This is a genomic window from Phaeobacter sp. JH20_26, assembly GCF_048056275.1.
Classification (GTDB): domain Bacteria; phylum Pseudomonadota; class Alphaproteobacteria; order Rhodobacterales; family Rhodobacteraceae; genus Phaeobacter; species Phaeobacter bryozoorum.
Map to the genome: position 1 here is coordinate 161,712 of NZ_JAYMWL010000013.1, position 19,386 is coordinate 181,097.

20 protein-coding genes are annotated in these 19,386 nt (G+C 61.4%); 6 read left to right on the plus strand and 14 right to left on the minus strand.

Translation table 11 applies throughout. The features are described 5' to 3' along the window. Positions 1 to 173 precede the first annotated feature (173 nt). From VWY60_RS06605 to VWY60_RS06615, 3 genes are all read right to left on the minus strand, one after another. Positions 174 to 776: a L,D-transpeptidase gene (locus VWY60_RS06605; RefSeq protein ID WP_340545730.1), complete on the minus strand. Its 603-nt coding sequence runs from the start codon at positions 774 to 776 to the stop codon at positions 174 to 176. Positions 777 to 945: 169 nt separating this feature from the next. Then, positions 946 to 1,980 (minus strand): fatty acid desaturase, encoded by a 1,035-nt coding sequence (locus tag VWY60_RS06610; RefSeq protein WP_416540106.1) that lies wholly within the window; start codon positions 1,978 to 1,980, stop codon positions 946 to 948. 201 nt (positions 1,981 to 2,181) lie between these two features. After that, positions 2,182 to 3,681 (minus strand): CoA-acylating methylmalonate-semialdehyde dehydrogenase, encoded by a 1,500-nt coding sequence (locus VWY60_RS06615; protein ID WP_416534848.1) that lies wholly within the window; start codon positions 3,679 to 3,681, stop codon positions 2,182 to 2,184. Positions 3,682 to 3,813: 132 nt separating this feature from the next. On the opposite strand from VWY60_RS06615, the gene VWY60_RS06620 reads away from it, so the two are divergent. The 3 genes from VWY60_RS06620 (at position 3,814) to coaD (ending at position 5,865) form a co-directional block, all read left to right on the plus strand. Then, complete coding sequence (locus VWY60_RS06620; protein ID WP_416534849.1) at positions 3,814 to 4,710, plus strand: LysR family transcriptional regulator; 897 nt, start codon at positions 3,814 to 3,816, stop codon at positions 4,708 to 4,710. Between the two features lie 56 nt (positions 4,711 to 4,766). Then, positions 4,767 to 5,201, plus strand: coding sequence for a CBS domain-containing protein (locus VWY60_RS06625; RefSeq protein WP_340545726.1), 435 nt, complete (start codon positions 4,767 to 4,769; stop codon positions 5,199 to 5,201). A 169-nt stretch (positions 5,202 to 5,370) separates the two neighbouring features. After that, positions 5,371 to 5,865, plus strand: a complete 495-nt coding sequence (coaD, locus tag VWY60_RS06630; RefSeq protein ID WP_340545725.1) for a pantetheine-phosphate adenylyltransferase — start codon at positions 5,371 to 5,373, stop codon at positions 5,863 to 5,865. A 113-nt stretch (positions 5,866 to 5,978) separates the two neighbouring features. On the opposite strand, the gene VWY60_RS06635 is transcribed toward coaD, so the two are convergent. Together VWY60_RS06635 and gap are read right to left on the minus strand one after the other, a co-directional pair. Then, entirely contained in the window at positions 5,979 to 6,122 is a 144-nt protein-coding gene (locus VWY60_RS06635) for a hypothetical protein (protein ID WP_340545724.1), read from the minus strand. 114 nt (positions 6,123 to 6,236) lie between these two features. Continuing rightward, a complete protein-coding gene (gap, locus tag VWY60_RS06640; RefSeq protein ID WP_340545723.1) occupies positions 6,237 to 7,238 on the minus strand; it encodes a type I glyceraldehyde-3-phosphate dehydrogenase in 1,002 nt (333 codons plus the stop codon). Positions 7,239 to 7,522: 284 nt separating this feature from the next. Here gap and VWY60_RS06645 point away from each other — a divergent pair, with 284 nt between their 5' ends. After that, on the plus strand, positions 7,523 to 8,494 hold the full coding sequence (locus VWY60_RS06645) for a DUF808 domain-containing protein (protein ID WP_416540107.1): 972 nt from the start codon (positions 7,523 to 7,525) through the stop codon (positions 8,492 to 8,494). Between the two features lie 74 nt (positions 8,495 to 8,568). Here the strand turns inward: VWY60_RS06645 and VWY60_RS06650 are convergent, their stop codons facing one another. Together VWY60_RS06650 and tkt are read right to left on the minus strand one after the other, a co-directional pair. After that, a complete protein-coding gene (locus tag VWY60_RS06650; protein WP_416540108.1) occupies positions 8,569 to 9,357 on the minus strand; it encodes a transglycosylase domain-containing protein in 789 nt (262 codons plus the stop codon). Between the two features lie 68 nt (positions 9,358 to 9,425). Next, positions 9,426 to 11,447 carry a transketolase gene (gene tkt, locus VWY60_RS06655; RefSeq protein WP_416540109.1) on the minus strand — a complete coding sequence of 674 codons (2,022 nt, stop codon included), beginning with the start codon at positions 11,445 to 11,447 and terminating at the stop codon, positions 9,426 to 9,428. A 282-nt stretch (positions 11,448 to 11,729) separates the two neighbouring features. On the opposite strand from tkt, the gene VWY60_RS06660 reads away from it, so the two are divergent. Both VWY60_RS06660 and VWY60_RS06665 read left to right on the plus strand, forming a co-directional pair. Further along, positions 11,730 to 12,785, plus strand: a complete 1,056-nt coding sequence (locus VWY60_RS06660) for a hypothetical protein (RefSeq protein ID WP_416540110.1) — start codon at positions 11,730 to 11,732, stop codon at positions 12,783 to 12,785. Further along, positions 12,785 to 13,183, plus strand: a complete 399-nt coding sequence (locus VWY60_RS06665) for a cell division protein ZapA (RefSeq protein WP_416534854.1) — start codon at positions 12,785 to 12,787, stop codon at positions 13,181 to 13,183. The genes VWY60_RS06660 and VWY60_RS06665 overlap by 1 nt, the downstream gene beginning before the upstream one ends. 172 nt (positions 13,184 to 13,355) lie before the next feature. Here VWY60_RS06665 and grxD read toward each other — a convergent pair whose 3' ends face one another. From grxD to VWY60_RS06700, 7 genes are all read right to left on the minus strand, one after another. Next, complete coding sequence (gene grxD, locus VWY60_RS06670) at positions 13,356 to 13,718, minus strand: Grx4 family monothiol glutaredoxin (protein ID WP_340545717.1); 363 nt, start codon at positions 13,716 to 13,718, stop codon at positions 13,356 to 13,358. A gap of 111 nt (positions 13,719 to 13,829) precedes the next feature. Further along, positions 13,830 to 14,048, minus strand: coding sequence for a hypothetical protein (locus VWY60_RS06675; RefSeq protein WP_340545716.1), 219 nt, complete (start codon positions 14,046 to 14,048; stop codon positions 13,830 to 13,832). 18 nt (positions 14,049 to 14,066) lie between these two features. Next, positions 14,067 to 14,303, minus strand: coding sequence for a BolA/IbaG family iron-sulfur metabolism protein (locus VWY60_RS06680; protein ID WP_340545715.1), 237 nt, complete (start codon positions 14,301 to 14,303; stop codon positions 14,067 to 14,069). 66 nt (positions 14,304 to 14,369) lie between these two features. Further along, entirely contained in the window at positions 14,370 to 14,918 is a 549-nt protein-coding gene (locus VWY60_RS06685) for a hypothetical protein (protein ID WP_416540111.1), read from the minus strand. A 97-nt stretch (positions 14,919 to 15,015) separates the two neighbouring features. Beyond that, positions 15,016 to 17,181, minus strand: a complete 2,166-nt coding sequence (gene purL, locus VWY60_RS06690; RefSeq protein ID WP_416540112.1) for a phosphoribosylformylglycinamidine synthase subunit PurL — start codon at positions 17,179 to 17,181, stop codon at positions 15,016 to 15,018. 255 nt (positions 17,182 to 17,436) lie between these two features. Further along, positions 17,437 to 17,832: a hypothetical protein gene (locus VWY60_RS06695; RefSeq protein ID WP_340545712.1), complete on the minus strand. Its 396-nt coding sequence runs from the start codon at positions 17,830 to 17,832 to the stop codon at positions 17,437 to 17,439. Positions 17,833 to 18,364: 532 nt separating this feature from the next. Then, positions 18,365 to 19,270 carry a LysR family transcriptional regulator gene (locus VWY60_RS06700; RefSeq protein ID WP_340545711.1) on the minus strand — a complete coding sequence of 302 codons (906 nt, stop codon included), beginning with the start codon at positions 19,268 to 19,270 and terminating at the stop codon, positions 18,365 to 18,367. Positions 19,271 to 19,386: the final 116 nt, after the last annotated feature.

Below are 19,386 nucleotides of genomic sequence, written 5' to 3' on the forward strand. Positions count from 1 at the left end.
CGTCGAAAAAGCGACCCGGCAAAGCGACCCGCCAAAGAGGAAAAAAACGCGCCCCGGTCTGCCGGAGGCGCGTTTTTGTTATGACATCCGCGTCGCGCGGGGATCTGCCATGGTGGCCGACCGGCGCTCAGGCCGACAGATATTCGACCGGCCGCCGCCTGCGGGCGGATGGATCAGAGCAGGCGCACCTTTGTGCCGATCTTCACCATCTCGTAGAGCGATTCGACGTGCTGATTGTAAAGGCCGATGCAGCCGGAGGAGCTTTGCCGTCCGATCTTGCGGGTGTCATGGGTGCCATGCACCAGATAGGCCGGCCAGTCGAGATACATCGCACGTGTGCCCAGCGGGTTGCCCGGGTCGCCGCCGTCGATGCGGACCGGCAGTGTCGGATCACGCTCGCGCATGGAGGCGGTTGGAGTCCAGCTGGGGTTCTCCGCCTTGCGCACGATTTCGGTATAGCCGCGTCGGGTCAGCTCCTCGGTCATCGGCACCGAGGAGGGGAACAGCCGGTAGGTCTCGCCATCCGGCCCCCAGTAATGCAGCGCGCGCGAGGAAATATCGGCCAACATGCAGCCCACGCCCAGATCATCGAAGTGATCCTGCCAGGCCTGCTGCTGGAAGGAGGAAATATTGCGTTTCACCGGGATTTCGGTTTCGATCTTTGGCTCTTCCACCGGAAAGGCGTCGCTCGACTGGGCGCGCAGCAGCGCCGGGGTGGCCAATGTGGCGCCAATCCCGGTGAGGGCAGCGCGGCGGGTCATACGAAAGTTGCTCATGGTATCCTTCGACAGTCTGCTCGGGCATTAGTTGTCAAACTAGGTAGTGCTGCGGAATTTCCTAGGGGCAGGTCGCGAAATTCAGCCGGTCTCACAGGGTTGTGTAGCCCGGTGAGACCGTGAGTGGCGGAAGTCTGCCGTTCTTTCGGCGCCTGGGCGCCGGTGAGGGTCAGCCGTAGAGCTGGCGCGCCTGGGCAAAGGACAGCAGGCGCTTGGTCTTCTCGTCCCAGAGGTGCAGCCGCGCATTGGCGAGGCTTTCGCGGATGGTCATCCGGTTGCCCTCGGCCAGTTCGGCATGGTCGCGCAGCACCTGGGGAAGCCGGTAGAAAGGAATGCGGCTATAAAGGTGATGAACGTGGTGGATGCCGATATTGGCGCTGATCCATTGCAGCACCGGCGGCAGAACATAATGGGAGCTGCCGTGCAGTGCGGCGTCATGCAGGTGCCAGTCCTCTTCCTGTTCCCACTGTGTCGTCTCGAACTGATGCTGGACGTAGAACAGCCACAGCCCGGCGGTGGCAGCCAGCAGCGTGGCGGGCACAAAAATCAGCAGCAGCGGCATCAGCCCGCCGAAATACCAGATCACCGCCAGCGCCAGAATAATGGTCAGATTGGTGCCCATGGCGCTGATCCAGTAGCGGGCTTGGCCCATCAGACCGTAGGGGATACGGTTTTGCAGGAAGAACAGATAGCCGGGACCGATGGCAAAAAGCGTCACAGGATGGCGATAGAGCCGATACATCAGACGGCCCCAGCGGTTTTCGGCGTGGTATTCGGCCACGGTCATGGTGTGGATATCACCCATGCCGCGTTTGCCCAGATTGCCATGGGTGCTGTGATGGATCGAATGGGTGCGGCGCCAGACATCATATGGCGTGAGGGTCAGCACACCGATGATGCGACCGGTCCAGTCGCTGAGCCGACGGTTGCTGAAAAAGGAGCCATGGCCGCAATCGTGCTGAATGGTGAACAGCCGCAGCAGGAAGGCGGCGATCAGAACGGAGATGGCCAGCGTCAGCCAGTAACTGATCGACAGCGACCACCAGGCCAGGGCCCAGAGCAGCAGGAAGGGCACGACCGTCACTGCCAGCTCAAAGCTGCTGCGCAGGGGGCTTGGGTCGCGGTATTGGGCCAGGATCTTGACCCAGTCGCGGGCGGATTTCGCAGCCGCCCGCGGCTGGTTGGATTCGTCTGTCGTGCTCATGCGCCTGCCGTTTTTCTGTCCATCCATGACCGGATAGACGAGTTACGCGGCGGAACAAGCATAAATTGGTCGAAGCCCTTATTTTTCTTGCCCTGTGCCGCGAATAACGCCCGCCTGCCGCTCTATCTGGGCGGGAGCGCGCAGCGCCATGGAAAAAGGCCCCGGAATGTCCGGGGCCTTTTCTCGTTTTGGGGCGACAGGTCAGTCCATCGCCTTGAAGTTGAATTCGCCACCTTCCTTGATGCCCGAGGGCCAGCGGGAGGTCACCGTCTTGGTGCGGGTGTAGAATTTGAAGCTGTCGGGCCCGTGCTGGTTCAGGTCACCGAACATCGACTTCTTCCAGCCGCCGAAGGTGTGATAGGCCAGCGGCACCGGGATCGGCACGTTGATACCCACCATGCCGATGTTCACGCGGGAGGCAAAGTCGCGCGCGGTGTCGCCGTCACGGGTAAAGATCGCGGTGCCATTGCCGTACTCGTGATCCATCGCCAGCTTCAATGCTTCCTCGTAAGTGCCTGCACGCACAGTGGAAAGCACCGGGCCGAAGATCTCCTGCTTGTAGATGTCCATGTCGGGGGTGACGTGGTCGAACAGGTGGGCACCGACAAAGAAGCCGTCCTCGTAACCCTGCAGTTTGAAGTCGCGGTTATCGACCACCAGCGTGGCGCCCTGATCGACACCGGACTGGATCAGGCCCAGGATGCGGTCCTTGGCCGCCGCGGTCACAACCGGACCCAGATCCACGTCGTCGCCGGCGGTGTAGGGGCCGACCTTCAGTTTCTCGATGCGCGGGATCAGCTTTTCGATCAGCTTGTCGGCGGTTTCCTCACCAACCGGAACCGCAACCGAGATTGCCATGCAGCGTTCGCCGGCCGCGCCGAAGCCTGCGCCAACCAGCGCGTCAGCGGCCTGATCCAGATCGGCATCGGGCATCACGATCATGTGGTTCTTGGCGCCGCCGAAGCACTGGGCGCGCTTGCCGTTGGCGGTGGCGCGGGAGTAGATGTACTGCGCAATCGGGGTGGAGCCGACGAAGGACACGCCCTGAATGATTTCGCTGTCCAGAATGGTGTCAACCGCCTCGCGGTCGCCGTTCACCACCTGGAACACGCCTTCGGGCAGGCCTGCCTCGACGAACAGCTCAGCCAGCATCAGTGGCACGGAGGGGTCGCGCTCGGACGGTTTCAGCACCACGGCGTTGCCGCAGGCCAAGGCCGGGCCGACGTGCCACAGCGGCATCATGGCGGGGAAGTTGAACGGCATGATGGAGCCGACAACACCCAGCGGCTGGCGCATGGAGTACATGTCGATGCCGGGGCCGGCGCTGTCGGTGAATTCCCCCTTCAGCATCTGCGGCGCGCCGATGCAGTATTCGATCACTTCCAGACCGCGCTGCAGGTCGCCCTTGGCGTCCGGGATGGTCTTGCCGTGCTCGCGCGAGAGCGCCTCGGCCAGCTTGTCCATGTCGCGGTTCATCAGGCCAACCATCGCCATCATCACGCGGGCGCGCTTCTGCGGGTTGGTGGCGCCCCATGCGGGCTGTGCCGCGGCGGCTTTTTCAATGGCATCGGTGGTCTCCGACGCGCTGGCCATCGGGCATTTGTACTGCACTTCGCCGGTTGCCGGGTTGAAGACATCGTCAAAACGGCCCGAGGTGCCGGACACCAGCTTGCCGTTGATAAAATGGCCGAGTTCTTTCATCGGATCCTCCTACATTCCAGTTGCCGGTATCGTAGGCTTGCAAAAAACACTGGAAAAGAGGAAAGATCTCAAAGAGGCTTTGCAGGAACGCAAAGGTTAACAGAATGTTGACGGCAGGAGAGGGAAAAGCTCATGGATCCACAATGGGATGACATGCGGGTGTTCCTGGCAGTGGCGCGCGAAAGCAGCCTGTCGGGGGCGGGGCGGATCCTGAAGATGGATCCGGCCACCGTGGGTCGGCGGATCTCGCGCTTTGAGGAGGCGCTGGACACGCCGCTGTTCGTGAAATCCCCGCAGGGCTATGCGCTGAGTGCTGCGGGGGACCGTTTGCTGGGCCATGCCGAGGCTGCCGAACAGGCGATGCGGGCCGGGCAGGAGGCGCTGGTCGGCCCCAGTGACACGCTGTCGGGCCAGATCCGCATCGGTGCGCCGGATGGCAGCGCCAATTATCTGCTGCCGCAGGTCTGTGCCAGAATCGGGGCCGAGAACCCGGATCTGGATATCCAGATCGTGGCGCTGCCACGGGTCATCAACCTCAGCCGCCGGGAGGCCGATATGGCGGTGACCGTCAGCGCGCCCACCGCAGGCCAGCTGCTGGTGCAGAAAATCACCGATTACAAACTGCATCTGGTGGGATCGCGCCACTATCTGCGCGCCCATCCGCCGATCGAAAAGCTGGAGGATCTGAAGGATCACAAGATGATCGGCTATATTCCTGACATGATCTTTGACCGGGAGCTGGATTATCTCAATGATCTAGGGGTGGACCGGGTGGCGCTGGCCTCCAATTCGGTGTCGGTGCAGATCAAACTGGCGGCGGAGGGTACGGCGCTGTGCGTGGCGCATGATTTTACGCTGCCGTCGCACCGCTCGCTGCGCAAGGTTCTGACCGACAAGATCAGCCTGACGCGCAGTTTTTATCTGGTGCGCCACCAGGGGGATCAGCGCAGCGACCGGCTGAACCGGTTTGCCCAGGCGTTGTCAAAAGGCATACGCGACGAAGTGGTCCGGCTGGAAGGCTTGACTTGATGCCGGGTTAGGGCAACCCTTGGTGGTAGGTAATAAAATTACAAAAAGGAGCGCCTATGCTGGTTCAATTGATTCTGAAGTCCAAGGCAAGCTCTGGGGTGGTCACCATTGCTCCCGAGGCAACGATATCCGAGGCCGCCAAATTGCTGGGCGAGCACAAGATCGGTACTGTTGTTGTCTCCAGTGATGGCGAAACCGCCGAGGGTATCCTGTCCGAGCGCGATATCGTGCGCGAGCTGGCCCGCAGCGGCTCCGGCTGCCTGAGCAAGGCCACCAGCGAATATATGACCCGCAAGCTGGTCACCTGCACCAGCCAGTCCAACGTCGAGGACGTGCTACAGCAGATGACCGAAGGCCGCTTTCGCCACATGCCGGTGGTCGAAGATGGCAAGCTGATCGGGCTGGTGTCGCTGGGCGATGTCGTTAAGGCGCAGCTGGCCGAGGTCGCGATGGAGAAAGACGCCCTTGCAGGTATGATCATGGGGCACTGACCTCAGGATCCTGACACCCGGGGCTGTGGCCCCGCGTCTGATGCGGTGTCCTCCCGCATCGGACGGCTGACGTCACGGCGCAGGAGCAGGTCGGTATTTCCACGCTCTTGCGCCCTGATGACAAAAATGTTTGCTTGCGCGCAACCAACCAGCAGGCAGGAGAGGCCCCATGCGTATTGGCTTGTATCCCGGCACATTCGATCCCATCACATTGGGGCATATAGATATTATCCGTCGGGCCAGCGCGCTGGTGGACAAGCTGGTGATCGGCGTTGCGATCAACCGGGACAAGGGGCCGCTGTTTTCGCTGGAAGAGCGTGTCGCCATGATCGAGGCGGAATGCGCCAAGCTCAGCGAACAGACCGGCACCGAGATTGTCGCCCATCCGTTTGAAAACCTGTTGATCGACTGCGCCCGCGACGTGGGCGCGCAGATCATCGTGCGCGGGCTGCGCGCGGTGGCGGATTTCGAGTATGAATTCCAGATGGTTGGCATGAACCGGGCGCTCGACAGCTCGGTCGAGACGGTGTTCCTGATGGCCGAGGCGCGCCATCAGGCAATTGCCTCCAAGCTGGTGAAGGAAATCGCTCGGCTGGGGGGCGATGTTTCGAAGTTCGTCACGCCGATGGTCAAGAGCGAGCTGAGCCGCCAGCTGGCGAAATAGTCCGCCTGCGGCGATAGAGATGCGACATTGGGAGCGGCCCGGTTCGGGGCCGCTTTTTTATGTCTGCAAACAATGTGTTGTGACCTGATCCTGATCTGTGCGGCGCCGCCGGATCAGCGCCAGAAGGCAATCCAGTCGATCAGTTCAAACAGGCGCTTGCCCAGAAACACCATATGCCCGGTGCCAAACAGCCAGAGATCCACGGCCAGACCAGCCAGGATCAGCAGTGCAAGGAACAGGGCAATTCTATTGGTCATGATGGGTCTGGGGCCGGGGTAAACAAGATACGCCCGGCCAGATATGCCTGACCGGGCGGTGTCTTACAAGCCATGCGGGCCAAGTGCTGCGCACAGAGGCCGTGGTGCCGGGGCTCAGCCCAGACGACCCATCGCGACAGCGACGTCCGCCATACGCACCGAGAAGGCCCATTCGTTGTCATACCAGGCCAGAACGCGCACCAGGCTGTTTTCCACGACGCGGGTCTGATCCGGCGCAAAGATCGAGCTTTGCTCCGTGTGGTTGAAATCAATCGAGACCAGCGGCGCGGGTTCATAGCCGATCACGCGGGACATATGGCCCTTGGCGGCTTCGCTCATGATGGCGTTGATTTCGGTGACGCTGGTCTGCTTGCTGGAGCGGAAGGTCAGATCCACAGCAGAGACATTCGGGGTCGGCACGCGGATCGCAGAGCCATCCAGACGGCCCTTCAGGTTTGGCAGCACCTCACCCAGCGCCTTGGCGGCACCGGTGGTGGTCGGGATCATCGCCATGGCAGCGGCGCGGGCGCGGTAGAGATCGTCGTGGCGGCGGTCCAGTGTCGGCTGATCGCCGGTATAGGCGTGGATCGTGGTCATGATCCCGCTTTCGATGCCGACGGTTTCATCCAGCACTTTGGCCAGAGGGGCGAGGCAGTTGGTGGTGCAGGAGCCGTTGGAGACCATGCGGTCGCCCGCCCGCAGCTTGTCGTCATTGACGCCAAAGACGATGGTCTTGTCGACATTGGTGCCGGGGGCGGACAGCAGAACCTTCTTGGCGCCGCGCGCCAGATGCGCCTTGGCCTTTTCGCCGTCGTTGAATTTGCCGGTGCATTCCAGCACCACGTCACAGCCGGACCAGTCCAGATCGTCCATATTATAGGTGGAGAACATCTGCATATCGCCACGGCCGAGGTTCATGGTGTTTTCACCCAAGGTGACCTCGCCGGGGAAACGGCCATGCACGGAGTCGTATTTCAGCAGATGCGCTGCGGTTTCCAGCGGGCCGGTGGCATTGACCTTGACCACTTCGATATCGTCCCGGCCCGAGGCTGCGATATGCGCCAAGGTGCAGCGGCCGATGCGGCCAAACCCGTTGATCCCGACTTTGATGGTCATATGCGTATCTCCAAGCGAGCAAGAATTGCCTCCGCTATAGCTGCCATTCCCTCGGGTCAAAAGCTTAAAAATGGCTTTATTCCAGACTGTTAGCGCAAAACTTGACTGGTTGCGGTAACAAAATTGACTGATTGCGATAACGGTTTTCGCGGCCCTGCGGCGGATGTGCGACGCGCCCCGGATTGCATGCCATCGGGAACAAAGCGGGCGCTGAACGGCTTGTACCTGATAGGCGATAGGATAGGGTGGGCCAAAATGCGCGCGAATGGAAAAGGGGACCGGGTATGAGCGGTTTGTTGGCTTTGCTTGATGATGTGGCAGGCATCGCAAAGGTGGCTGCGGCCTCGGTGGATGATGTGGCCGCGGCGGCGGGCAAGGCGGGCGCCAAGACGGCGGGCGTGATCATCGACGATGCGGCGGTCACGCCGAAGTATCTGCAAGGCTTTGCCCCGGCGCGCGAACTGCCGATCATCTGGCGCATTACCCGTGGGTCGCTGTTCAACAAACTGATTCTGTTGCTGCCGGTCGCCATGCTGCTGGCGAATTTCGCGCCCTGGCTGATCACGCCCTTGCTAATGCTCGGCGGCTCCTATCTGTGTTTTGAGGGAGCCGAGAAGATCTTTCACGTGCTGTTCCCCCATGCGAGCCACGCCATTGACGAAGACATGAGCATCAAGGATCCCGGCCATCTGGAAGAGCAGAAGATCAAGGGCGCGATCAAGACCGACTTCATCCTGTCGGCGGAAATCATGACCATCGCGCTGGCCGCGATCGAGGCACCAACTGTGTGGATGCAGGCAGCAACGCTGGCAGTGGTCGCCATCGGGGTGACGCTGGCGGTCTACGGATCGGTTGCGGTCATCGTGAAGATGGACGATGTGGGGCTGTATCTTGCGGGCAACGCACCAACGCCCATCGGGCGCGGTCTTGGCCGTGGGCTGGTGAAATTCATGCCGGTGCTGATGTGGATCCTGTCGGTGGTCGGCACCGCCGCAATGCTCTGGGTCGGCGGATCCATCATCATCCACGGGCTGGAGGTGCTGGGCTTTGGCTGGCTGGGCCATCACATCCACGACTGGGCCTACGCCGTCGGTCACGCGGTGCCTGCGGGCTGGATGGGCTTTGCCGAGTGGAGTGCCAAGGCGGCGATGGACGGTGTATTTGGGGTTGTTTGGGGGCTGCTGCTGATCCCGCTGGCGACTAAGGTTGTGGGACCGGTGATTGCGGCAGTGTCGGGGAAGAAAGCCGCGCACTGATCGCCTACCGGTGATCGGAACGATGTCTGTTGTGAGCCCATATAGACCGATGCTGCGCCGAGAATGAATGTCAGCTATTTCTCCAATTCGCAGCGTTCCAGCGGCACGCTTGTGACTAAGGCCGTCTGGATAGCACTTTCAGCTTCATCGTCTGAAATAAACCCTGCTTTCAACATTTCCGACAGCACGAAGTTTCTTCGCTCAATGGCTCGGTCGTATGATCTAATAGGATGGAAATGCGCTGGGGCCTTGGGGAGAGCTGCTAGGTAAGCGATTTCCTCAAGTCCCAAATCTGCAACAGGTTTTCCAAAGTAAGCCATAGCCGCGCCAGAAATGCCAAAGCAGGTTTGCCCTAGGAAAATCTGGTTCAGGTACCAGCTCAGAACCTCATCATGTGAGAGCGCTTCACCTATCACAAATGCAACCGCTAATCTTTGGAGTTTCCCTGCACGTGGTTGAAGATACCAACGTCCAATCTGTTGTGTGATGGTTGAGTTTTGAGGTGGACGTTCAAAGAAGTAGCGATCTTCTGCCGCGACAAACGCCAGTTGGGCGGTGCGGGGTATCGTTGACCAATTGGCTGCCGATTCTTGATAGTGCTCGCGTATTTGATCTGGGCGTGGAAGCTCTGAACCTGTGTTGTCGCCTCTGGCAATAGTCGCCGCGACGACGATGGCAAAAATACTAGGAAGCAAGTGTGGAAAAAGGCGCATAAGGAAGCCCATCAGACAAGTTTGTTTGAAGGTTAGAGTCAAAGGCAATGGATAGCCAGCCGATCTGAAAAACGCAGTTGTCAGTCGTTTCTCCAAAGCCGGCAAGCCGCCGTTCGCGCAGCCGCAGCGAATTGGCGCTTTGTCCCGCACAGCAGCCATTCCACAGCAAAAAGGGCACCCGGTTGGGTGCCCTTCCTCTTATTGTATTGTCGCTAGACTTAACCCACCAGTTCTTTCACCTTCGCAACGGTGTTGTCGGCAGTGATACCGAACTTCTCGAACAGCTCGCCTGCGGGGGCGGAGGCGCCGAAGCGGTCCATGCCGACGAAACCGGCTTTCTTTTCCTGGCCGCGTTCGCCCATCAGCAGGCGATCCCAGCCGCCGGCGCGCATGGCGGCTTCGATACCCACGCGGACGGGGCCTGCGGGCAGGACCTTGCGGCGGTAGGCTTCGTCCTGTTCGGCGAACAGTTCCATGCAGGGCATGGAGACAACGCGGGTGCCGATGCCGTCGGCCTCCAGCTTCGCCTTCGCCTCCAGCGCGACGGAGACCTCAGAACCGGTGGCGATCAGGATCACCTGACGCTTGCCCTCGGCCTCTGCCAAAACATAGCCGCCCTTGGCGGTCAGGTTGCTGAGCTTATGCTCGGTCCGCACGGTGGGCAGGTTCTGCCGGGTCAGGGTCATCACCGAGGGGGTGTCCTTCGAGGTCAGGGCGATTTCCCAGGCCTCTGCGGTTTCCACGGTGTCGGCGGGACGGAACACATAGGTGTTCGGGGTCGCGCGGCAGATCGCCAGATGCTCCACCGGCTGGTGGGTCGGGCCATCTTCGCCAACGCCGATGGAATCATGGGTCATGACAAAGACGGTCGGGATCTTCATCAGAGCCGCCAGACGCATCGCAGGACGCGCGTAGTCGGTGAAGCAGAAGAAAGTGCCGCCATAGGGGCGCATACCGCCGTGCAGCGCCATGCCGTTCATCGCCGAGGCCATGCCGTGCTCACGTATGCCCCAGTAGACGTAGCGGCCCTTGCGGTTATCCGTGTCAAATACGCCCAGATCGCCGGTCTTGGTGTTGTTGGAGCCGGTGAGGTCAGCAGAGCCACCCACGGTTTCGGGCATGATCGGATTGATCACTTCCAGCGCCATCTCGGAGGATTTGCGGGTGGCCACCTTCGGCTGGGTTTCGGAGACCTGCTTTTTCAGCGCCTTGATGGTGGCCGACAGCTTCTTGGGCGCATCCAGCGCATAGGCGCGGTTGAAGCGGTCCTGTTTCTGCTGCGAGGCTTCGGCAAAACGGGCTTCCCAGGCTTCGCGCTCAGCTGCGCCGCGCTGGCCGATGGCCTCCCACTGGGATTTCACATCTGCGGGCACCTCAAACGGGCCGGTGGTCCAGCCGTAGGCGGCCTTGGCGGCCTTCATCTGTTCGGCGTCGGTCAGCGCGCCGTGACCCTTGGAGGTGTCCTGTGCAGCGTGACCCAGCGCGATGTGGGTCTTGCAGGCGATCATCGAGGGTTTCTTCGATTTCTTCGCCGCGGTCAGGGCCTCGTCGATGGCCTTGGGATCGTGACCGTCGATTTCGATGACCTGCCAGCCGGAGGCCTTGAAGCGCTGCACCTGATTGGTGCGGTCGGAGAGTTCAACCGTGCCGTCGATGGTGATGTTGTTGTTGTCCCAGAGGACGATCAGCTTGCCCAGCGAGTGGCGACCGGCAAGGCCGATGGCCTCCTGGCTGATGCCCTCCATCAGGCAGCCGTCGCCTGCGATCACATAGGTGTGGTGATCGACCAGCTTGCGGCCGTAATGCGCGCGCTGCATTTCCTCGGCCATGGCAAAGCCAACGGCATTGGCAATGCCCTGACCCAGCGGGCCGGTGGTGGTTTCGACGGCATCAATCAGGAAGTTTTCCGGGTGACCGGCTGTCAGCGCGCCCATCTGGCGGAAATTCTTGACCTGATCCAGCGTCACCTGTGCATCGCCCATGAGATAGAGCAGCGAATAGATCAGCATGGAGCCGTGACCGGCGGACAGGATGAACCGGTCGCGGTCTGGCCACTGGGGGTTCGCCACATCGAACTTCATGTGTTTTTCAAACAGGACGGTGGCGACATCGGCCATGCCAATCGGCATGCCGGAATGGCCGGAATTTGCCGCGGCAACGGCATCAAGGGTCAGGGCACGGATGGCCGCAGCCTTGGTCCAATGTTCGGGGTTTGCGTTGCGCAGGGCTGTCAGATCCACTGGATTTTTCCTCTGGGTTTTCGGCAGACTGAGCGCTCAATAGCAGTGATATGGCAAAGATCAAGCGTTTGCGCGGCTTCCTGCGCGAAGTTGACGCTGCAAGTGGTTGAAAGCAAACAGGGGGTAATTTATCCCTGCATGAACTAAGCTGGATGTGCAGCGCCGGATCCCTCTTGATTCGCCCTCCGTTTACGGAGACGAGCGGAAAAACGGGGCGATGGCGCGGCGCAGGGTCCGGCGGAAAAGACCGGCAGATACTCACGGGGTCGTAAAGGGGCAGGCATGGAGCAGATCGAAGAATTGCAGGGTCGGATCCTGGCGGCAATGGACCGGATTGGCGCAGGTGCCGCAGCATTGCAGGCCGGCGCACAGGCTTCGGCAGAAGCGCATGCGCAGGCCCAGGCGGAGGCGCAGTCACGGACGGCTGCTGCGCAGAGCGACCTCAGCCGCGCGCTGGAAGAGGAAAAGATCGCCAATGCCCAGCTGGAAGAACGGCTGAAGGTTCTGCGCGCCAAGCTGGAGGAGGCCGAAGCCAATGCGGCCCCCGCGCAGGGCGCCGATATCGGTGAACTGGCGGCGTTGCAGGCCGAGGTCGAGCTGCTGCGCAACGAGGTGGGCAATACCGCCGAGAAAGACGCGCTGAAGTCCGAAGTGGCGCGGCTGAAACAGGAATTGGAAGTGCAGGGCAACGAGGCGGCCACCGCCCGCGAAACCCTGCAGGATCAGCTGGATGAGGCGCAGGCCTCGTTGGCGCGGCTACAGGAAGAGCTGGCCGAGCAGCCCGATGATCTGGGGGCGGCGGTGGATACAGCCGCGCTTGAGGCCGAAGCGGAGGCGCTGCGCGGTCAGCTGGCCCGGGCTCAGGACGAGCTGGCCCAGGCGACGGCCACCCTTGCGGCGCGGCCCGCAGGTCCCAGTGCCGAAGAGATTGCGCAGCAGAATGAGACGCTCTTGCGTCTGGATGCCACGCTGCAGGAGCTGCGCCACAGCAATGATCAGCTGCGGGCCTCCAATGCGGCGCTGCGAGAGGCCAATGCCGCTGGTGTTGGTGATGCGACGCTGATCAATGCAGCGCTTCAGGCCGATATCGACGCGCTGACCGCAGCGCGCGCCAGCGATCAGGCCGAGGTCGATGCGGTGCTGGCCAAACTGGAACCCCTACTGGCGGCTGAGCCTGCGCAGGGCGCGGCCCCCGCAGCCCCGGCTGAGGCGGCGCCGATTGCGCAGACGGCGGCGCCCGTCGATGTGATGCCTGCATCCGCAGCGCCCCAGGTGCCCCAGGCGCCGATCACGCAGCCGCGAACCGCCCAGCCTATGCCCGAAGGGGAGGATGTATGATGCCCGAGGTTACGATTCATATCGGGGGGCGCGGTTTCGAAGTCTCCTGCCAGGAAGGCGAAGAAAGCTATCTGCATTCGGCGGCCAAGATGCTGGACGATGAGGCCCAGGTGCTGTCGGACCAGATTGGCCGTATGCCCGAGGCGCGGATGCTGCTGATGGCGGGGCTGATGCTGGCGGATAAAACCGCAGCGGTCGAGGATCGCATCAAGGAGGTTGAGGCCGAACTGGCAGAGCGCACCGCCGAGCTGGCCGAGCTGCGCGCCGCCCCGGCACCGGAGCCTGAGCGGATCGAGGTGCCGGTGGTGCCGCCGCTGGTGACCGAAACCCTCGCCGAGCTGGCCGCCCGCAGCGAAGCGCTGGCGCAGGAACTGGAAGAGCAGGCGGCCGCGGGCTGACAGGCCGCGAACCGCGACGCTCAGATTTGAAACCGCCGCATGGGTCAGCCCCATTGCGGCGGTTTTCTATGATATTGGAACCAAACGGTGCTTAATAAAAACACCCCCGGCCAACGCCGAGGGTGCGGATCTTCTGGTCGCCAGCCACAACAAAAGGCGAGCGGGGACAGGCTTAGCCGTTGGCTTCGCGGATCTTGTCGGCGGCATCCTTGTCAAAGGCGACACCGTTTTCAGCAAACATGCCGTCCAGTTCACCGGAGAGGGTCATCTCGGTGATGATATCGCAGCCGCCGACAAACTCGCCTTTGACATAGAGCTGGGGAATCGTCGGCCAGTCGGAATATTCCTTGATGCCCGCGCGGATTTCCTCATCCGCCAGCACGTTTACATCGGTGTATTCGACGCCGATGTAGTTCAGCACGCCAGCCACGCGGGAAGAGAAGCCACATTGCGGCATGTCCTTGGTGCCTTTCATGAAGAGCACCACGTCGCTGGCTTTGACGGTTTCATCAATACGGGTTTTTACGTCGGTCATTTTCGTCTTCCTCTCGGCGAATGTGCCGTTGATCAGTTGGCCATGATATAGGCAATTACATGCGGCTTGCCAATCCGGGGCGCTAAGTTGGCGCGGCGAGCGGCTCTGCGGCTATCTTTTCCCTCTTGGAACAAAGAAACGGGCGTATTCGTCCGGGTCCTTGGGCACCTTCCATGTGCGCATGGAGCCGCCGCCCATCCCCGACTGATAGTCGGAGCGCAGGGTGTGGTAATTTGGGTCGTTGTCATCCTCCTCCAGTGGCGCACGGCGCTGCCCAACGAGGGCAACAACCGCCGTCATGACAACAATGCCAAGGATCAGAAGAGACATGAACAGCGACATGGCAGGTTACTCAGGCGCCTTGGTGGTCAGGGCCAGCGCGTGCAGCTCGCCGTTGGCGCCGTCCATCTTGCCCTTCAGGGCTGCATAGACGGCGCGCTGCTGCTGGACACGGTTCTTGCCGCGAAAGCTTTCGTCGATGACCATCGCGGACATATGCACACCGTCATGGCCACCAACCTGGATTTCCGCATCGGGAAATGTCTCGCGCAGCAGGTCTTCGATTTCTTGGGCTTGCATCGGCATTGGGGGGTGTCCTTATTTCTAGCTTATCAAAAATGTAGGGTGCGGCGGGGACCTCTGCAAGGCGGATTAGCCGCGCAGCGTCACATAGGGAGCAAGGCGCGGGATGAAGGCGGGCACCTCGGCCAGGGCCTCCTGGACCTGCGGCTCCTCAAAGTCCCAGATGGTGCGCCCGTCGCTGACCGCCAGCGTCGCCAACAGAACATTCAGATCGGCCCGCAGCGCGTCCGGCAGCGGCAGGCCGGCTGCCTCGCGCAGGATCAACAGCGCCTCATGGATGGGGCGCAGGACACGCAGGGCGTGGGTCATATGCGGCAGAAGGTCAGGATCGTCGCGCCATGTCTCGCCCTGAAACAGCACCTCGCTCACCCGCTGCCCGGCGCCCGCGCAGGAATAGGCAATACAGCCGCCAAAGCCACGGGTATTCAGACTGGCGTGGATGGTGCAGCTGAAACAGGATTGCGAGAGGTTGGGGCAGGGGGTGTCGGTCTCCTTTAGGATCGCGAAATCCTCGTCCTCCTCAAACGGGTAGGCCACACAGCAGAGCGCGGCGCAGCGGCTGCAATCTGCTGTCAGTTCGGGGAGGTCGATATCAGGAGTTTGGCCGGACAGGGGCATGGGGTCACCTGCGAGACATCAAAAAAATGGGTGGGACGGCGATGCCATCCCACCCGGTATCATCGTGTCGAGGACCATGCCCCAACGCGGCCTGCGCTCAGGCAACGGCAGCAGCGAAGCTGCTGCGGAAGATGTCTGCCAACTCGGCCAGTGGCGCTTCGGAGCCGCCGATTTTCACCATGTCGCCGCCGAATTTGCCGACGGTGGTGATGGTGACACCGGCCTGACCTGCGGCCATCATCAGGGCCTCGGCCTGATCGAAGTTGCAGGCCACGAGGTAGCGCGCCTGATCCTCGCCAAAAACCGTCGGGGTGTCGCCTGCGTCGAGCTGGACGCCAACACCGGCCGCTTCGGCCAGCTCAAACGCCGCCAGCGCCAGACCGCCATCGCCCAGATCGGTGCAGGCCTTGATCAGATCGCGGTTGGCGCGGATGAACTCGCCGTTGCGCTTCTCTGCTTCCAGATCCACTGCCGGTGCGTCGCCGTCCTCGCGGTTGAAAACCTCCGCCAGCAGCGCCGACTGGCCCAGATGGCCGATGGTTTCGCCGATCAACAGCGCGATATGTCCGTCGCGAACTTCGCCGGTGATGGCCTCTTCGCCTGCCGCGATCAGGCCAACGGCGCCAATCGTCGGGGTGGGCAGGATGCCCTGACCGTCGGTTTCATTATAGAGCGACACGTTGCCGGAGACGATCGGCATGTCCAGCGCAGCCACAGCCTCGCCGATGCCTTTGATCGCGCCGACGAACTGGCCCATGATCTCGGGCTTTTCGGGGTTGCCGAAGTTCAGGTTGTCGGTGGTTGCCAAGGGTTTGGCGCCGACAGCGGTCAGGTTGCGGTAGGCCTCGGCCACCGCCTGCTTGCCGCCCTCATAGGGGTTTGCCTTGACGTAGCGCGGCGTCACGTCGGACGTGAAGGCCAGCTGTTTGTCGGTGCCATGGACCCGCACGACGCCGGAACCTGCGCCCGGGCGGCGGGCGGTGTCGCCCATCACCGTGGTGTCGTATTGTTCATAGACCCACTGCTTGCCGGCATAGTTCGGGCTGGAGATCAGAGCCTTTAGCCCGTCGATCGGATCAATGGTCGGCACATCGGCATCACTCAGCGCCTCGGGCGCGGGAGTTTCCACCCAGGGGCGGTCGTATTCCGGCGCGGTAGAGGACAGTTTCGACAGCACCAGATCGGCCTTCACTTCGCCGTTGTGCATGATCAGGAAGCGGTCCTCGGCGATGGTTTCGCCGACGATGGCAAAATCGAGATCCCATTTTTCGAACACTGCACGCGCCTCGGCTTCCAGCTCCGGCTTCAGCACCATCAGCATCCGCTCTTGGGATTCCGACAGCATCATCTCGTAGGCGGTCATGTTCTCTTCGCGCTGCGGCACGTTTTCGAGATCCAGACGGACGCCCAGTTTGCCCTTGTCGCCCATTTCCACGGCAGAGCAGGTGAGGCCCGCGGCGCCCATGTCCTGAATGGAGATCACCGCGCCGGTCTGCATCAGCTCCAGCGTGGCTTCCATCAGGCGTTTTTCGGTGAAGGGGTCGCCGACCTGCACGGTGGGGCGTTTTTCTTCGATAGTGTCGTCAAATTCCGCCGAGGCCATGGTGGCACCGCCAACGCCGTCGCGACCGGTCTTGGCACCTAGATAGACCACCGGCATACCAACCCCCGAGGCGGCGGAGTAGAAAATCGCGTCGGTCTTGGCCAGACCAGCGGCAAAGGCGTTCACAAGGCAGTTGCCGTTATAGGCGGGGTGGAAGCGCACTTCACCACCGACGCATGGCACGCCAAAGCAGTTGCCATAGCCGCCGATGCCCTCAACCACGCCGTTGACCAGTCGCCGGGTCTTGTGGTGGGAGGGTTCGCCAAAGGACAGCGCGTTCATTGACGCGATGGGGCGTGCACCCATGGTAAAGACGTCACGCAGAATGCCGCCAACCCCGGTCGCCGCACCCTGATAGGGTTCGATATAGGAGGGGTGGTTGTGGCTTTCCATTTTGAAAACAACGGCATCGCCGTCGCCAATGTCCACGATACCTGCGTTCTCGCCGGGGCCGCAGATCACCTGGGGGCCTTCGGTCGGCAGGGTGCGCAGCCATTTCTTGGAGGACTTATAAGAACAGTGCTCGTTCCACATCGCGGAGAAAATCCCCAGCTCCGTAAAGGTTGGCTCCCGCCCGATGATGTCGAGGATCAGATCATATTCCTCGGGCTTCAGCCCGTGGTTGGCAATCAGTTCAGGCGTGATGGCGGGTTCTTGCATCCGTAAACGTCCCCAATGGCTGCGATTGCGCGCCTTTTAGGGCAAGCAGGGCCAAGGGGGAAGGAAAAAGCGCAGACTTGCAGGCGGCGGCGGGCCTGGCCGTGCCGATGCTGCGGATTTCGGCACGGCGGGCGCGCATCACGGTGCGGGCGATGCGCCAGATCCCATGAAAAAGGCCAGAGCCACGACGGCTCTGACCTTATGATGGTCCCCGGTCCCGCGCTGCGGCAGGGCGTGACCCTCAGACGGTGGCGATCAGTTCAGAACGGAACCGTCGGTCAGTTTCTCAGGGTTTTCGCTGGCAAAGGTTTCCAGCATGGTGCGCAGCTCGCCCGTGGTCTGACCCATGCGCAGCACGCCATCGGTTTCCCACATGCCGTCCAGCGTGAAGCGCATGCCGCTCAGCTTGTCGGAGAAACTGTCTCGGAACTCCACCAAGATCTTGCGGTCAGGGCCCGGCTCGGTGCCGACCTCAACAACTTTGCCCAAGAAGACACCGTTGACGTCAACCACGGGGGCACCCATGAATTCCATGTTTTCTTCAAGAAAGGTCTCGCCCGCATCGTTCGGGGTGGCGTTTTCGGTCAGCACCTCGGCGCTGGCGGCGCCGGTCATTGCGATCAGGGCGGCGATAGAGGTCATGCGGAGCATAGCGGCTCTCCTTCAAGTCAGTTGCATTTGTCTTGCGTTCTGGCGGCTCAACGGAGGAGACCGACAAAAGGTTCCTGAGTTTTTTCGCGCGATGATGGGGGTGATCGGCATATCGGCGGTGATCTGCACAGGCTGATCGGATTTCCAGCAGCTGCGGTGAAAATTGCGGCATTCCGGGGAAATATGCTGCCTGAATATGGCGCGCGGCGGCAGGCCCGTTGACGGCAGGCGGGGCGCTGGCGACGCTACACGCAGACCAGTCATTGCCAGTCGGCCTGTGAGTGCCGATCGTTAGGATAACGCCGAGCGAAGCCTTGATCCGGCGGCCAGTGCTACGGATCACGCCGTCGACGTTTGAACCAAAAAAAAGGCCGAGCACTAAGCTCGGCCGAAGTCCAACAGGGAGGTATGAAGGGCGACAGCGTCGCTGCCTTCGAGATGTGATTTAGGGGGGCAGCGCGCCTCGATCAAGAGTTAACAGACCCGGAAAATGGCAAGGCCGCTATGCGCTGTGCGCATGGCTCGGGTCTGGCTAGATTTTGCCCAGTTCTTTCATGTGCTTGCGATGTGCAATAATCTCATTCTGGACGAAATCGCGGAATGCGGAAATCCGCCGGGAGTGGCGCAATTCTTCCGGGTAGGCGAGGTAGACCGGCACGTCGCTGGTATCCTCTTCCTGAAGCACCGGCACCAGATCCGGGAAGTCCTCGGTCACGTAATCGGGCAGAACGCCAATGCCCAGATCGTGGATAACGCCCTGCAAGACACCGAAGTAATTGTTCACGGTGAGCAGCGAAGAGGGGTTATAGGTCATCAGTTTCTGTACCAGGACAGCCGCGGAGCCAACCTGCGCCGAGCGCGGGTTCTGGCAGATCAGCCGGTGATCTGCGATATCCTCCGCCTGTTCCGGCGCGCCGTTGCGTTCGACATATGCACGGGAAGCATAAAGCTTCATCTGCACCGTCATCAGCCGCTTGCGGATCAGGTCGGCCTGGCTCGGCTCCTTCATGCGGATCGCCACATCGGCCTCGCGCATGGGCAGGTCAAGAACCCGCTCCTCCAGCATCAGGTCGATCTTGAGATCGGGGTAATGTTCATAAAGCTTGGTCAGGCGCGGCGCCAGCCACAGAGTGCCGAAGCCAAAGGTGGTGGTGACGCGCAATTCGCCAAACACCTCTTCCTCGCTGTCGCGAATGCGGGCAGAGGCGGCTTCCAGCCGTTTTGACATCGATTTCGTCGCGTCAAACAGCAGCTCCCCCTGTTCGGTGAGAATCAACCCCCGCGCGTGGCGGTGAAACAGCGTCGAGCTCAGACTCTCTTCCAATGCGCGAATCTGTCGGCTGACTGCCGATTGCGACAGGTTCAGCTTGTCGCCTGCATGGGTGAGGCTGCCTGCGTCCGCCACCGCGTGAAATATTCTAAGCTTATCCCAATCCATACCCGTCACTTTCGATGCCTCTGATGTAGCCTATATGAAATGTATCGAAACTTTCAATTTGATAGGGCGGTCAGAAACATATTCCGGCAGAAAACAGTATACAGGTCAGCAAGTAT

Bases quoted from the DNA above. Each gene is read 5' to 3' on its own strand.
- VWY60_RS06605 (WP_340545730.1), bottom strand. From the start codon at position 776: ATGAGCAACTTTCGTATGACCCGCCGCGCTGCCCTCACCGGGATTGGC.
- VWY60_RS06610 (WP_416540106.1), bottom strand. From the start codon at position 1,980: ATGAGCACGACAGACGAATCCAACCAGCCGCGGGCGGCTGCGAAATCC.
- VWY60_RS06615 (WP_416534848.1), bottom strand. From the start codon at position 3,681: ATGAAAGAACTCGGCCATTTTATCAACGGCAAGCTGGTGTCCGGCACC.
- VWY60_RS06620 (WP_416534849.1), top strand. From the start codon at position 3,814: ATGGATCCACAATGGGATGACATGCGGGTGTTCCTGGCAGTGGCGCGC.
- VWY60_RS06625 (WP_340545726.1), top strand. From the start codon at position 4,767: ATGCTGGTTCAATTGATTCTGAAGTCCAAGGCAAGCTCTGGGGTGGTC.
- coaD (WP_340545725.1), top strand. From the start codon at position 5,371: ATGCGTATTGGCTTGTATCCCGGCACATTCGATCCCATCACATTGGGG.
- VWY60_RS06635 (WP_340545724.1), bottom strand. From the start codon at position 6,122: ATGACCAATAGAATTGCCCTGTTCCTTGCACTGCTGATCCTGGCTGGT.
- gap (WP_340545723.1), bottom strand. From the start codon at position 7,238: ATGACCATCAAAGTCGGGATCAACGGGTTTGGCCGCATCGGCCGCTGC.
- VWY60_RS06645 (WP_416540107.1), top strand. From the start codon at position 7,523: ATGAGCGGTTTGTTGGCTTTGCTTGATGATGTGGCAGGCATCGCAAAG.
- VWY60_RS06660 (WP_416540110.1), top strand. From the start codon at position 11,730: ATGGAGCAGATCGAAGAATTGCAGGGTCGGATCCTGGCGGCAATGGAC.
- VWY60_RS06665 (WP_416534854.1), top strand. From the start codon at position 12,785: ATGCCCGAGGTTACGATTCATATCGGGGGGCGCGGTTTCGAAGTCTCC.
- grxD (WP_340545717.1), bottom strand. From the start codon at position 13,718: ATGACCGACGTAAAAACCCGTATTGATGAAACCGTCAAAGCCAGCGAC.
- VWY60_RS06675 (WP_340545716.1), bottom strand. From the start codon at position 14,048: ATGTCTCTTCTGATCCTTGGCATTGTTGTCATGACGGCGGTTGTTGCC.
- VWY60_RS06680 (WP_340545715.1), bottom strand. From the start codon at position 14,303: ATGCCGATGCAAGCCCAAGAAATCGAAGACCTGCTGCGCGAGACATTT.
- VWY60_RS06685 (WP_416540111.1), bottom strand. From the start codon at position 14,918: ATGCCCCTGTCCGGCCAAACTCCTGATATCGACCTCCCCGAACTGACA.
- purL (WP_416540112.1), bottom strand. From the start codon at position 17,181: ATGCAAGAACCCGCCATCACGCCTGAACTGATTGCCAACCACGGGCTG.
- VWY60_RS06695 (WP_340545712.1), bottom strand. From the start codon at position 17,832: ATGCTCCGCATGACCTCTATCGCCGCCCTGATCGCAATGACCGGCGCC.
- VWY60_RS06700 (WP_340545711.1), bottom strand. From the start codon at position 19,270: ATGGATTGGGATAAGCTTAGAATATTTCACGCGGTGGCGGACGCAGGC.